Origin of the sequence: Bartonella kosoyi, assembly GCF_003606325.2 — a bacterium.
Taxonomy (GTDB): domain Bacteria; phylum Pseudomonadota; class Alphaproteobacteria; order Rhizobiales; family Rhizobiaceae; genus Bartonella; species Bartonella kosoyi.
Window position 1 is genome coordinate 1,786,483 of sequence record NZ_CP031843.2, and the last position, 13,536, is coordinate 1,800,018.

Sequence of the window (13,536 nt, forward strand, 5' to 3'; positions counted from 1 at the left end):
AATCAACGTGCCCTCTTCTTATCACCACCTAAAGCATGTGAGATCCAAGAAGTTTTGTGCTCATGTGGCACTATTTTATTCTTCTGCAAGAGATTATAAGAAAATTTATACCACTCACTTTGGGGATAATTACGTCCTAAAATAGCGGCTGCCGTCTGTGCTTCCGCCGTTAAACCAAGAGCAAGATTAACTTCTGTTAAACGGAAAAGCGCCTCTTCAATTTGATTTGTATCGGAATACTCTTCAACGACAGTACGAAACCGTCTACTTGCAGCAAGATAGCGCCGCCCCTCTTCATAATAACGGCCAATCTGCATTTCTTTACCAGCCAGCTGTTCACGCCCGAAACGTATTTTATCCTTAGCATCCTTGACATATTCAGAATTCGGATAACGCTCTATAAGGAGCTGCATCGCAGCAATAGCACGTTTCGTATCACGTTGATCACGCGTAACATCAGGAATCCGACGGAAAGAAGAAAGACCAATAATATAGTACGCATAAGCCGAGTCAGTAGACCCTGGATAAAGCGTAATATAGCGTTGAGCCATACTAATTGAATCATCATACTTTCCAAGCCGATAATTTGTAAAAGCACCCATGACTAAAGATTTACGTCCCCAGTCTGTATAAGCGTACTGTTTTTCAATCTTCAAAAATTTTTTCGCTGCATCTGCAAGACGCCCACTCTCAAGGCTGGCAAGCCCCTGATTATAGAGAACATCTGGTGGATCTATTTTCAAAACATAAGCAGATGGATCAAGGGTATTTTTCTCTTTAAAGAGACATCCTGCTAACATACAAGTACTTCCCAAAAGCATCACCCCCAATATTTTGCGTACAATATTAGATTTTCTATATGCCATATTTCTAATGTACACATGAGATTTTTTCATAATTTTTCCGGCCTCCAGAGAATATCACCTTGTAGCAAAAATAATTTGTTAAAAGTTTTTATACCATATCACTTTAAAATGCACATAACCAATTTAGCAGTTTAGGTCAATCATCCCCTTAAAAATCAAATAAACGATAAAAAAGTCTTGTCAATTTTCTTTTATTCTTTCTCTAAAGAGTTTTTTTCATAATATGATTCGTCTGCCAAAACCGCTCTCACCAATTGTGCATTAATTCTATGCCCACTACAATAAGAACGAAATAATCCAATAAAAGGGCCTCCGAGCAAAGCAGTATCACCAATCGCATCAAGCATCTTGTGCCGAACAAACTCATTTTCCCAATAAGGACCATCGGGATTTAAAATTTTGTCATCAAAACCAATAACAAGAGAATTTTCCAAAGAAGCACCTCTCGCCTTCCCAGAAAGTCGTAATTTTTCCAAGTCTTTGATAAAACCAAAAGTGCGTGCGCGTGACAAATCATCTCGAAACCCTCGTGTAGTAAGATCAAAACTGAAATGTTGCTTACCAATGGCAAGAGAAGAAAAAGAGATCGTTATATCAAAACGGCGTCCATCAAATGGCAAAAGCTCTGCAAAACCATGCGCTCCTTCAACCCGCAACGGCTTTTTTATCATAAAATAAGAACGGTATGCATTTTGCTGGACAATGCCAACATCTTCAAAAGCTTGGCAATATTGCCATGCAGAACCATCTAAAATCGGGATCTCATTATGCGACACTTCAATAACAAGATTGTCCAAATTATAAGCAGCGATGGCTGCCATCAAATGTTCAATTGTTTCAACCCTTACTTCTCCATCTCCAAGCACCGTTGATAACTCAGTTTCTCCCATTTGCGATGCATGAGCTTGCAATATTTTCTCTGTTCCGTCTAGTCCACAACGCTTAAAAACAATACCACATCCAACATCGGCTGGACAAACCTTGACCTCTGACAAACAGCCACTATGAACGCCAATCCCCTTAAATGTTACTGCTTTTTTAAGAGTAGACTGATATCTTGGCACTAAATTCATCATGTTATTTTATTGCATTTCTTTTACATCTTTTAACAAAATTTATAAAACTATAAAAAAAATATTCATAGTAAATAATAAAAAAACCGCTTTTTATAAGCGGTTTTTTTTAAAAACAAAGTATTTTATCTAAAATAACAGTATATTTTACTTTATAACTTCTGGCTCATTACCAAAGAGGGCATAATATTTCTTACTGCCTCATTTTTTATCAATTAATTTACCTGACGACGTAAAAATGCTGGTATTTCTAACTGATCTTCTTCACTGATAAAAGTACGCTGATCTTGTGGCACCTGAGGATGCAACTCACCAGAACGACGTGGAACATAAACAGAAGCATCTTGAGAAAACGCCTGAGAGTTTTTATTGTAAAGAGAAGACTCTTGCTGCTGTGACGATCTCACAGCAGGTTCCAACCTTGCTTCTGGCTCTGCTTCCTCACGATGTGTCAAGCTCTGTTTCAAACGCTGCCAAAGATTACGAGGACCTTGATCAGTCACAGATGTTCTTTGACTTTGTCCATGAGCAACAGGAGGAAAATCCTTTAACTCAGGCATCCGCATTGGTGCGCGCGTTTGCATCTGTTGCATTTGTTTTGGTTGCACTGGCTTTTCTTTTTGCTTCACGATCCCGGTCATCTCATCAAGAACATGCGCTGTTGCCTCCATGCTCACAGGAGCCGTCATAGCTTGTTGAGAACCTCGACTTACTTGCATACGTGGACCATTTGATATCTGATCCTGCACAGCATTTGAACCATAGGCAACAGTTTTTGTCGCACTGCGTGTCATCATTGCTTCTGCAGGCTGTGCAAAAATTTGACTTTTGGGACGGAACTGTTCTCCTGTTGGCTTACTCTTTTCTATTTCAAGTGATTCGATGACTTCTACCATTGATTCAGAACGCAAAGGCGGTGACTGAACATGAAAAGAACTGTGCTGCGTTCCAGGATCGTTCTTGCGTATTGAAGAGGTTGGCCTTTGGAGCTGAGGTTGAGAGGGCTGAACCACATCACTAACCTCACGATCAATACCGGTAGCAACCACAGAAACACGAATAACACCTTCCAATGACTCATCATCAATGGCGCCAAAGATCACATTCGCATCAGCATCCACTTCTTCACGAATACGATTAGCAGCTTCATCAACCTCAAAGAGGGTCATATCACGCCCACCCGTAATAGAAATCAATAAACCACGTGCTCCACGCATAGAGGTATCATCCAACAATGGGTTCGCAATAGCTGCTTCAGCAGCAGCCAAAGCACGCCCTTCACCAGATGCTTCACCTGTTCCCATCATGGCTCGTCCCATTTCATGCATAACAGAACGAACATCAGCAAAATCGAGGTTAATCAAGCCCTCTTTAATCATCAAATCCGTAATGGAAGCAACACCAGAATAAAGCACTTGATCAGCCATAGCAAAAGCATCAGCAAATGTTGTTTTATCATTTGCAATACGGAAAAGATTTTGATTGGGAATAACAATCAATGTATCGACAGACTTTTGTAATTCTTCAATACCAGCCTCTGCCGTTTTCATACGACGCGCCCCTTCAAACTGAAATGGCTTTGTCACAACACCAACGGTCAAAATACCTTTTTCCCGCGCTGCGCGCGCAACAACGGGAGCAGCCCCTGTTCCAGTACCTCCCCCCATACCAGCAGTAATAAAAACCATATGAGAGTCTGCAAGATGATCAATAATTTCATCAATACATTCCTCTGCCGCCGCTTGTCCAACTTCTGGTAAAGCCCCAGCACCCAAACCTTCTGTCACAGCAGCACCAAGCTGGATAACACGTTCAGCCTTTGACATAGCTAAAGCCTGTGCATCCGTATTTGCAACAACAAAGTCAACTCCTTGAAGACCAGCATTAATCATATTATTCACGGCATTCCCGCCACCACCTCCAACACCAAAAACGGTAATGCGTGGCTTCAATTCCGCGATATCTGGCCGATGCAGATTAATCGTCATTTTCTTTTCCTTCTCATAAGACACCGCAAGCCAAAGCGATGAAATTTATCCAACTAGACTTAACTAAAAACTCTCACGCAACCACTGACCAACACGCTGAAAATACCCACGCGTGCCCATCGATAAGTGATTTCCTGCCGCCTGCATTGTTTTTTCTTCAAAACCCACCAATTGCGGATAAATTAACAATCCCACAGCAGATGTAAATGCCGCCCCTTTTGCAAGAGAAGGAAGCCTCGAAATTCCTAAAGGCCGCCCGATACGAACATTTCTTCCTAATATAGTACGTGCCATTTCCGGCAATCCTGTTAACTGACTTGCTCCCCCAGTCAAAATAACACGCTTACCAATGATGTGACCAAAACCAGAACGATTTAAACAATCACGAACCATTTCTAAAATTTCTTCAACACGCGCACGAATGATGCGTCCAAGAACCGCGCGAGGATATTGCGTTTCACGCTGTTCACTCCCAATTTCTGCGACATTAATCATTTGCCGCTCATCAGCACTTGTTAAAAGTGCTGAACCATAAACAACTTTTAAACGTTCCGCCTCTGTTAGAGACATAGAAAATCCGCGCGCAACATCAAGAGTGACATGATGCCCGCCAACAGCAAGAGCATCCGCATGGACAAATTTTCCCTCAAAAAACACCGAAAACGTTGTTGTTCCACCACCAAAATCAATACATGCAGCTCCTAAATGTGCCTCATCATTCATCAAGACAGCAAGACCACTTGCAAAGGGAGTAGCAACTATTGCTTCAACACTCAAATGTGCACGATTAATACACGTTTCTAAATTACGCAAAGAGGCTGTTTCTGCTGTTACCACATGCACATCGACACCAAATATTTCCCCTGCCATGCCAATAGGATCAGAAATTCCTTTATCTCCATCCAAGATATAAGAAACTGGAACTGAATGCATAACATGGCGTTCAGCATCAAAAGCTTTACGCGAAACATCTGAAAAGGCCATACGCATATCACGCTTAGTCACTTCACGACCATTCAAATCGACCTCTCCATGAATCAAAGCACTTTGTAATCGACTTGAGGAAAAATTCACAATTACTGAATCCACCACCAAACCAGCCATTTTTTCTGCCGCATCAACAGCCAAGCGTATGGATTGTTCTGCTGCAAACATATCCATGACAACACCAGATTTAATACCGCGTGAACGCTGTACTCCAAAGCCTAGAATTTCCATAGAATGCGTACGACCATGCAAATAGTGCGCATACTTCAAAGGACGCAAACAGGCAATCAGACAAACAATCTTACTTGAGCCGACATCAAGAACAGTTAAAAAACGTGTCTTACGCCCCCCCCGATGATGTGATCTGAGCAACATCATGGGTTTCCTACCTTTCGCGACTTTAAAATACTTTCTTCTTCTGCGACACGAGCTTGATAACGCTCAAACGTTTCATCTGATAAAGAAACAGTAATTCGATCAGCAAGACGTAAATCAACACTGAGAATATCGCGCGATAAAAGATCTTGCATCCTACCGGATGAAATAAGAGAGGAAAGCCTTTCCAGGGCACCATTTTCAGGCAACATAAGGCGCATTTCATTATCCAAAACAAGATCCCAACGCCGATCACCTACCCGCACAAAAGCACGAACACGATCATACACTTGCCGATAAACTGACAGCGCTTGAATAAATCCTTTAGCTGCATTTTGCGCACCCTGCCCAACTACAAGAGGCAAATCCCGAACAATTTCAGCTTTAAAGGGCACGATAACACGCCCCGTATGATCAACAATATCCATTATGCTATCATGTTGCCAAATAGCATAAGGCTCACGCTCCACGATGGAAATACGCATTCTATTGGGATAAATTTTCTGAACATTTGCCGATTGAACCCAAGCCTGTTTTTCCAAAAGAGAACGTGCTCTTTCAACATCAAAAGTGAATATAGAGGGCGCAGCATCAAGTTTTAACATTTTCAAAATATCTTGCTTTGTCAAACGCTTATTACCACTGATATCAACATCGACGACCACAAAACCACTATCCGATATAATCGCATTTACGATCATCGCCATCTGACCACTTGATGAAAGTCCATAAAAAGCTGTCACAAAGAAAAACCATACAACAGCGAAAGAGCCGAAATGGCGTGGAATATGAATATTGACAAAAACAAATTCAAACATAAACCGAAGAAAACGACGATAAAGACGTGGTAAAGCCGGCACTGAAAGCACCTCCATCGGAACATTTGTTTTATTAACATTCAACGCATACATGATGCGTCCTCCACCATCCATTGAACAATATCGCCGTAAGTACGACCGCTCGCTTTTGCAATATCAGGAAGAAGAGACGTCGATGTCATACCGGGTTGCGTATTAATTTCAAGCCAAACCAATTCTCCAGTTTTCTCATCAAAACGAAAATCAGAACGGCTAACACCTCGACACCCTATCGCCTGATGGGCTGCTAAAGACATTCTTTGCACACTTTGGTAAATATTTAGTGAAAGTTGTGCAGGACAAATGTGAAGAGAACCACCCGTCTTATATTTTGAGTCATAATCGTAGAATGGAAAATGTTGGTTGGGGAGAATTTCACACACATCCAGCACTTCATTGCCTAAAACAGCACAAGTCAATTCACGACCAGGAATATATTTCTCAACCATCACCTCATCGGCATATCCCCACTCAGCTCCCCCAATATTATGGGGTGGTGCAGCTTCATTTTCTTGGACAATGACAACACCAAAGCTTGATCCTTCACACACAGGTTTAATAACATAAGGAGGCTCCATGGGATGCGTTTTCCCAACAGCAAAGCGGTTCATAATACGAGAAGGAGCAACACAAACCCCCACACTTTCAACAATAATTTTTGCACGTCCCTTATCCATTGCCAAAGCGGATGCCATCACACCAGAATGGGTATAAGGAATTTTTAAATATTCAAGAATCCCCTGAATCCGACCATCTTCACCAAATGGACCATGCAATGCATTGAAGGCAATATCGGGCTGCAACTGTTCAAGAACAGAAGCAATATGAGCGCCAACGTCCACACGGCTCACGCGATACCCTTGCATCTCAAGAACATCAGCACAAGCCGCCCCTGAAGATAAACTGATAGACCGTTCAGAAGAAAAACCTCCCATTAACACAGCTATATGTTTATCTTTCATAATAAAATCACCCTCTTTTGCATACTATATGTAGCCTATATAGAAGACATCAGCACCACATACAGGAAAAATAAAGTTTATCCTTGCGAATCAATAACCTAGCATTTTGCATAATGAATCAGACTCAAAAGCCTGATGCAAGAGATTCTTTGTTAATTTATTGATTCTTAATAGAATTTTTTTATTATCTCTTTGAAATGACTCAATTTTTTATTTGCACTTTTTTAGTGAACAATAAATCAATGAAATGGATCAAAAAGAGGAACACTTCGCCCTTGCTCAAATTGACCAATACGCTCTATTTCCCATTGTAAAAGGTGAGCTGAATGTGCAAAAACACGCGCCCGCACTGTTTCTCCCAATGCTTCAAGATCATAGCCTGTTGCTTGCCCTGTATTAATCATAAAATTACAGTGCATTTCACTCATTTGAGCGCCACCAATCCGTAAACCACGACACCCTGCTTCATCAATCACACGCCACGCGGATGTATTCTCAGGGTTTTTGAAAGTTGATCCTCCTGTCTTCTCACGAATAGGTTGTACAGTTTCTCTGTGGAGTGCAACTTCATCCATAGCAGCACGAATAGCATCTTTATGACCGGGTTCGCCTTCCAATAAAGCAGCCGTAAAAATAAAATCTTTAGGAATATCACAATGACGATAAGAATAATGCATATCTTTCAAATTTAAGATATGACGTTGTCCTTTACGATCCAGCGCATAGACCTTAACAACACGCGCAGCTGTTTCAACACCATTTGCACCCGCATTCATTTTGAGAGCCCCTCCAAGGCCACCAGGAATACCATGATAAAAATGAAACCCTGCAATTTCTGCCTTTAAAGCAGCAGCAGCTAAATGTTTATCTGCCGTACCAGCGCCAACTAAAAAGCTTTTTGGAGAAACTTGCTGCACTTGTCCAAAATTTTTAGGCGAAAGACGAATCACAACCCCCGGAACGCCCCCATCACGCACCAGAAGATTAGAACCGATACCGACAATTGTTACGGGAACAGTTTCAGGCAAATTTTGAAGAAAGAGAGCCAAATCTTCTTCATCAACAGGCTGATAAAAAAGCTCTGCCAACCCACCAGTGCGAAACCATGTCACCTTACGCATCTCAACATTCGGCGTAAGCTTGCCTCTGACATTACCCAACAGCGGTTGCAATTGCGCTAATAGCGCCTCACCATCAATGTTCTGAAAATTTATCATGACCACCAAGTCCCGACAACTGACGAGGCAACGCACAAGCCCATTGTGTGATATTGCCTGCACCAAGAAAAACAACATAATCCTCTGGCTGCGCAAATTTTGAGACAAGAGACACAACATCTTCCAGACCGTGTATCAAACGCACATCACGATGACCAGCCATTTTAATATGCTCGACCAATTCTTGCGAACCAAACCCTACAATAGGCTCTTCACCTGCCGCATATACGGGGGTAATCAACACTGTATCGGCATCATTAAAACAAGTAGCAAACTCATCAAATAAATGATGCAAACGCGAATAACGATGGGGCTGTGCAATGGCAATGACATGCCCTTTTGCACTCTCACGTGCTGCGCGCAAAACAGCCTTTATTTCAACAGGGTGATGTCCATAATCATCAAATATTTCAATACCACACCAACTTCCTGTTCGGGTAAAACGCCGTTTTACGCCCCCAAATTCCGCTAAACCCTTCTTTATCAATTCATTTGAAATGCCAAGTTCATGCGCAATGGCTATCGCCGCTGTTGCATTGGCAACATTATGTTCTCCTGCCATGGGCAGGAGCAAATTTTTTAACTCAATCTTTCTTCCTGTCTTGCGTGAACGAATAAGAACATCAAAATACGTTTTTTGACCATCCATCGAAAGATTAAGAAAACGAACATCCGCTTGTGGATTTGTACCATAAGTAATCACCCAACGATCATCAATACGGCCCGCCAATGACTGAACCTCTGGATGATCAAGGCACAAAACAGCAAAACCATAAAAAGGAACATTTTCTACAAATTGTCGAAAAGCTGCGCGGACAGAATCAAAACTTCCATAATGATCCAAATGCTCAGCATCAATATTGGTAACGACAGCAATATCAGCAGGCAGTTTTAAAAATGTGCCATCGCTTTCATCGGCTTCAACAATCATCCAATCGCCCTCTCCCGTCCGAGAATTCGTACCATAAGCATTAATAATACCGCCATTAATCACCACCGGATCAAAATGACCAGCATCAAGAAGCGCTGCGACCATTGATGTGGTCGTTGTTTTACCATGTGTACCACCCACTGCAATTGCACGCCTAAACCGCATCAGCTCGGCAAGCATTTCTGCACGTCTAACAAGCGGCAAATGTCTTTCCTTTGCAGCAATATACTCAGGATTTGTTTTTTTAACGGCAGTAGAAAAAACAACAACCTCAGCATTTCCTAAATTTTCAGCACAATGACCGATATGAACGTTAATTCCTTTTCTCTTCAAACGTTCAACATTGGCACTCTCAACTTGATCAGACCCTTGAACTTTATAGCCAAGATTATAAAAAACCTCCGCAATTCCACTCATACCGATCCCCCCGATTCCAATAAAATGGATAACGCCTATATCAAGTGGCATTTTCATCAAAAAGCTCCTCTTTTATATCTGACAACAATCGCCCTGCAATTAAGGCTTCAGCCATATCAGCAAGGCAACACGTTGCACGAGGTTGCCCAACTTTTTTTGCAGCAAGCGCTTGTTTTTTCAATAAATGGGGTGCACAACAAGCTTGCGTTAGAAGAGCCGCAAGTTTTTGCGCATTTAAATCTTTTTCTAATATAATTTGCGCACCACCCACACGTGCAAGAAGGGCAGCATTGGCAGACTGATCATGATCCAAAGCATGAGGATAAGGAACAAGCAAAGCAGGTCTACCAATCACCGCTATCTCACAAACCGATGAAGCACCAGCACGCGACAAAATAAAATGGGCATGTGCCATCCGTTCAGCCATATCATCAAAGAAAGGAGCAACCTCAGCTTGTACACCCATATCACGATAGATTTTGATCAACCCCGCAGCATCACCACGAACTTGCTGTACAATTCGTAAGCGTTTACGGTTCTGATCATCGAGCAAAGCGACCGCTTCTGGAACAATATGTGAAAAAAAAGATGCTCCTTGGCTACCCCCAAAAATCAAAAAATTAAATGGCTCTTCCCCCACAGCAGAATGATAAGGAATTTCAGCCGCCTTCAACACAGCCTCACGCACAGGATTTCCGGTTAAAAGCGTTTTATGAGCATAAGCACCTTTTGGCGACAACAAACCACCAGCGATGGCACGCACAAAAATTGCCAATACCCGATTGGCACGCCCCATAACAGCATTTTGCTCATGAATAAATGTTACACGCCGCATTAAGACCGCAATAAAAAGAGGAGGAAAACTCGGATATCCCCCAAAACCACCAACAAGAACAGGACGTAATTTATAAAATAACGCCAACGATTGCCCCATACCCTTGAGCAAAGACCAAAACGTTTTTATCAAAGCAAAAGGATGGCGCCGTGTAAATGTTGCCGATGAAACGATATGTGTATGCTCTTCATCAAAGCGCCGTACAAAAGATCGCGCTCTTTCATCTGTTATTAAATGAACATCATATCCACGTCGCCTTAATTCAACAGTAAGTGCTTCAGCAGGAAAAAGATGTCCACCTGTACCCCCCGCCACTAAAACAATAACTTTTTTATCATTCATGAAGAGGTATCCAAGACAGAAGAAGGAAAAGCTGAAAGACGCGCTTCTGGCCAACGACGTGTTAAACTGAGTAAAATTCCCATTGAAAACGCAATTGCCACCATTGATGAACCACCATAAGAAATAAACGGCAATGTCATGCCTTTGGGAGGGATTAAATGAAGATTAACAGCCATATTAATTGCTGATTGAAAGCCTATCATCATGGCTATACCCGTAATACCAAGACGTATGAAGGAATCACGGGTATTCATAGCTATATATAATGAACGCATAACGATAAAGCCAAAAAGCACCATAATAAACAAACAAAGAATAATACCATATTCTTCCGCAGCAACAGAAAATACAAAATCTGTATGGCTATCAGGAATGATCCGTTTTACTGTTCCTTCTCCGGGACCTTGCCCAAACCAACCACCATTTAAAATAGCCTCACGTCCTACATCCACTTGAAAGGTATCTCCTTCCCCTGTCAAAAAACCATTGATACGATCGCGCACATGAGGCAAAAAAAGATAAGCAAGAATAATTCCTACAACGCCAAAAATGAGAAAGAAAAAAATAACCGTAAGAGGCACACCAGCAATAAAAAACAGCCCCCCCCATGTTGCACTTATTAAAATTGTTTGTCCAATATCAGGCTGTAAAACCAGAAGAACACAACAAAGAGCATAAAGGAGAGTTGCTAATATGTAACCCGGAATTCCTCTCCTACGTATCTGTTCTGAAAACAGCCAAGCAGACATCACCACAAAAGCTGGTTTCATAAACTCTGATGCTTGTACAGAAAAACCAAAGAGCAAAATCCACCGCCGGGCTCCCTTTAATTCAGGACCCCAAAATAAGGTTGCCACCATAAGAGCAAGCGTTACAATAAGTAAAAGAGCACATAAACGACGAATATTAGGAAGCGAAAAAAAAGAAATGGTAACCATCGTAAAAAATGCTGCAATGCTAAAAATGATATGCCAGCGAACAAAATAAAAACTATCAGCAATTCCGATTTTTTTTGCAATAGTGGGGCTAGCAGCAAAAGACAGCATAATGCCAATCCCCATTAAAATTAAACAAGCTGCAAAGATAGAGCGATCAATTGTCCACCACCAATTCGCAATTGGGTCTCTATCTGCACGCGTAATCATTTATAGCCACCTTATCCGTTTTATAAATTATCTCAAAGTGATAAGGTTCCTCAACCTGTCCAACAAACACTTTAAAAACTAAATTACACAAAAAAAGATTCTGGAGTCTTAACGCAAAAATATTTTTTATAAGTAATGCTTCTTTTTATTGTAATTGCATCACCAAAGAGATAAACGTTTCTCCCCGCACCTCATAATTTTTAAATTGGTCATAACTTGCACAAGCAGGTGACAAAAGAACCACCACCTCCTTTGCCTTGCAATGCATTGCGTCAATGGTGGCTTCACGCACCGCATTTTCTAAAGTTAAGCTCATAGAAAAGGGAAAAGAAGATCCAATCATCCGCGCAAATTCTTCTGCTGCACTCCCAATCAAATAGGCTTTACGAATTTTAGGAAAAAATTCTCTAAGAGGCTCAATTCCTCCCTTTTTTGCCTGCCCCCCAACAATCCAAAAAATATCATTAAAAGCGCAAAGTGCTGGCGCTGTTGCATCTGCATTCGTTGCCTTGCTATCATTGATAAACAAAACTGTCCCCATTTTACGGACTTGCTGCATACGATGAGGCAGTCCTTTATAGCTTGCTAAATGCTCATTTATAGAGGGATCGGTTATTTTTAAAGCCTGCAACGTTGCCAAAGACATAAGAGCATTTTGCGCATTATGACCTCCGCGCAAAGCAGTCACAGAAGCAAGATCTGCAAGCATATGTCGCTGTCCTTGACGGACAGAAAAAAGCTTGGTCCCCTCTGCATAAAAACCATTTTTAACAAAATGATCCTTGGAAATGGCCCCAATTTGATGCCCCTCGTGAAGCAATTGTTGATACAACATCTTACAAACTGCATCATCAACGGAAATAAAAGCCTGAGAAGCCTGAGCAACTAGATGTCTTTTGGTTTGCACATAACCAGCAAAACTCCCATGACGATCAATATGATCAGGTGTCAAATTTAATAAAAGCCCAATGGTTGGCTGAAGAGAGGGCGTAAGATCAATTTGAAACGATGAACATTCAATGACATAGATACGTTGTTTAACAAAGGGCTTAAGCGTTAATATCGCCTGTCCAATATTTCCCCCCATTTGCACATCATAACCCATTTTGTCCAACAAATGCGCAAGCAAAGCCGTTGTTGTCGACTTTCCATTCGTCCCCGTAATCGCAATGAAAGGAACATCCTCATCACAAAAACCATAACGCTGTAAAAAATGATGGCGCGCACGAACAAATAATTCAATATCACCGATAATTTCTATATTTGCTTGACGTGCTTTTTCAACAACCCAATGGGGTTTAGGATAATTTAAAGGAACGCCAGGTGCGAGAATCAATGCTACAAATTCCGACCAATTTTCACCGTGAAGATCTCTTGTTGGAATATTTTGCCGAAAAGCTTCTTGCACACTCGCAGGATGATCATCCCATGCTACCACTTCTGCACCGCCACGCATCAACGCTTGTGCCGTTGCTAATCCAGACTTCCCTAATCCAAAAAGAGCAACTTTTTTCCCCTTATAACACGCAACAGAAATCAAA

At 41.6% G+C, this 13,536-nt stretch carries 11 protein-coding genes; all 11 read right to left on the reverse strand.

Annotated features, from left to right (window positions below; genetic code table 11):
- Positions 1-2: 2 nt before the first annotated feature.
- Complete coding sequence (locus tag D1093_RS07825; protein ID WP_120101789.1) at positions 3-896, reverse strand: outer membrane protein assembly factor BamD; 894 nt, start codon at positions 894-896, stop codon at positions 3-5.
- Positions 897-1,057: 161 nt separating this feature from the next.
- Positions 1,058-1,942, reverse strand: coding sequence for a UDP-3-O-acyl-N-acetylglucosamine deacetylase (gene lpxC, locus D1093_RS07830; RefSeq protein WP_120101791.1), 885 nt, complete (start codon positions 1,940-1,942; stop codon positions 1,058-1,060).
- A gap of 212 nt (positions 1,943-2,154) precedes the next feature.
- Entirely contained in the window at positions 2,155-3,927 is a 1,773-nt protein-coding gene (gene ftsZ / locus D1093_RS07835) for a cell division protein FtsZ (RefSeq protein ID WP_120101793.1), read from the reverse strand.
- A gap of 63 nt (positions 3,928-3,990) precedes the next feature.
- A complete protein-coding gene (gene ftsA, locus D1093_RS07840; protein WP_120101795.1) occupies positions 3,991-5,292 on the reverse strand; it encodes a cell division protein FtsA in 1,302 nt (433 codons plus the stop codon).
- Positions 5,289-6,200, reverse strand: a complete 912-nt coding sequence (locus D1093_RS07845) for a cell division protein FtsQ/DivIB (protein ID WP_120101797.1) — start codon at positions 6,198-6,200, stop codon at positions 5,289-5,291. Before D1093_RS07845 ends, ftsA begins: the two co-directional genes overlap by 4 nt.
- On the reverse strand, positions 6,188-7,108 hold the full coding sequence (locus tag D1093_RS07850) for a D-alanine--D-alanine ligase (RefSeq protein WP_120101799.1): 921 nt from the start codon (positions 7,106-7,108) through the stop codon (positions 6,188-6,190). Before D1093_RS07850 ends, D1093_RS07845 begins: the two co-directional genes overlap by 13 nt.
- 239 nt (positions 7,109-7,347) lie before the next feature.
- A complete protein-coding gene (murB, locus tag D1093_RS07855) occupies positions 7,348-8,325 on the reverse strand; it encodes a UDP-N-acetylmuramate dehydrogenase (RefSeq protein WP_120101801.1) in 978 nt (325 codons plus the stop codon).
- A complete protein-coding gene (gene murC, locus D1093_RS07860) occupies positions 8,303-9,730 on the reverse strand; it encodes a UDP-N-acetylmuramate--L-alanine ligase (protein WP_120101803.1) in 1,428 nt (475 codons plus the stop codon). The genes murB and murC overlap by 23 nt, the downstream gene beginning before the upstream one ends.
- Positions 9,714-10,850: an undecaprenyldiphospho-muramoylpentapeptide beta-N-acetylglucosaminyltransferase gene (gene murG / locus D1093_RS07865; protein WP_120101804.1), complete on the reverse strand. Its 1,137-nt coding sequence runs from the start codon at positions 10,848-10,850 to the stop codon at positions 9,714-9,716. Before murG ends, murC begins: the two co-directional genes overlap by 17 nt.
- Entirely contained in the window at positions 10,847-11,995 is a 1,149-nt protein-coding gene (locus D1093_RS07870) for an FtsW/RodA/SpoVE family cell cycle protein (protein ID WP_120101806.1), read from the reverse strand. The genes murG and D1093_RS07870 overlap by 4 nt, the downstream gene beginning before the upstream one ends.
- A gap of 145 nt (positions 11,996-12,140) precedes the next feature.
- Positions 12,141-13,535, reverse strand: a complete 1,395-nt coding sequence (gene murD, locus D1093_RS07875) for a UDP-N-acetylmuramoyl-L-alanine--D-glutamate ligase (RefSeq protein WP_120101808.1) — start codon at positions 13,533-13,535, stop codon at positions 12,141-12,143.
- Position 13,536: the final 1 nt, after the last annotated feature.

Bases quoted from the DNA above. Each gene is read 5' to 3' on its own strand.
- D1093_RS07845 (WP_120101797.1), bottom strand. From the start codon at position 6,200: ATGTATGCGTTGAATGTTAATAAAACAAATGTTCCGATGGAGGTGCTT.
- ftsA (WP_120101795.1), bottom strand. From the start codon at position 5,292: ATGATGTTGCTCAGATCACATCATCGGGGGGGGCGTAAGACACGTTTT.
- ftsZ (WP_120101793.1), bottom strand. From the start codon at position 3,927: ATGACGATTAATCTGCATCGGCCAGATATCGCGGAATTGAAGCCACGC.
- D1093_RS07850 (WP_120101799.1), bottom strand. From the start codon at position 7,108: ATGAAAGATAAACATATAGCTGTGTTAATGGGAGGTTTTTCTTCTGAA.
- murB (WP_120101801.1), bottom strand. From the start codon at position 8,325: ATGATAAATTTTCAGAACATTGATGGTGAGGCGCTATTAGCGCAATTG.
- D1093_RS07825 (WP_120101789.1), bottom strand. From the start codon at position 896: ATGAAAAAATCTCATGTGTACATTAGAAATATGGCATATAGAAAATCT.
- murG (WP_120101804.1), bottom strand. From the start codon at position 10,850: ATGAATGATAAAAAAGTTATTGTTTTAGTGGCGGGGGGTACAGGTGGA.
- murC (WP_120101803.1), bottom strand. From the start codon at position 9,730: ATGAAAATGCCACTTGATATAGGCGTTATCCATTTTATTGGAATCGGG.
- D1093_RS07870 (WP_120101806.1), bottom strand. From the start codon at position 11,995: ATGATTACGCGTGCAGATAGAGACCCAATTGCGAATTGGTGGTGGACA.
- lpxC (WP_120101791.1), bottom strand. From the start codon at position 1,942: ATGATGAATTTAGTGCCAAGATATCAGTCTACTCTTAAAAAAGCAGTA.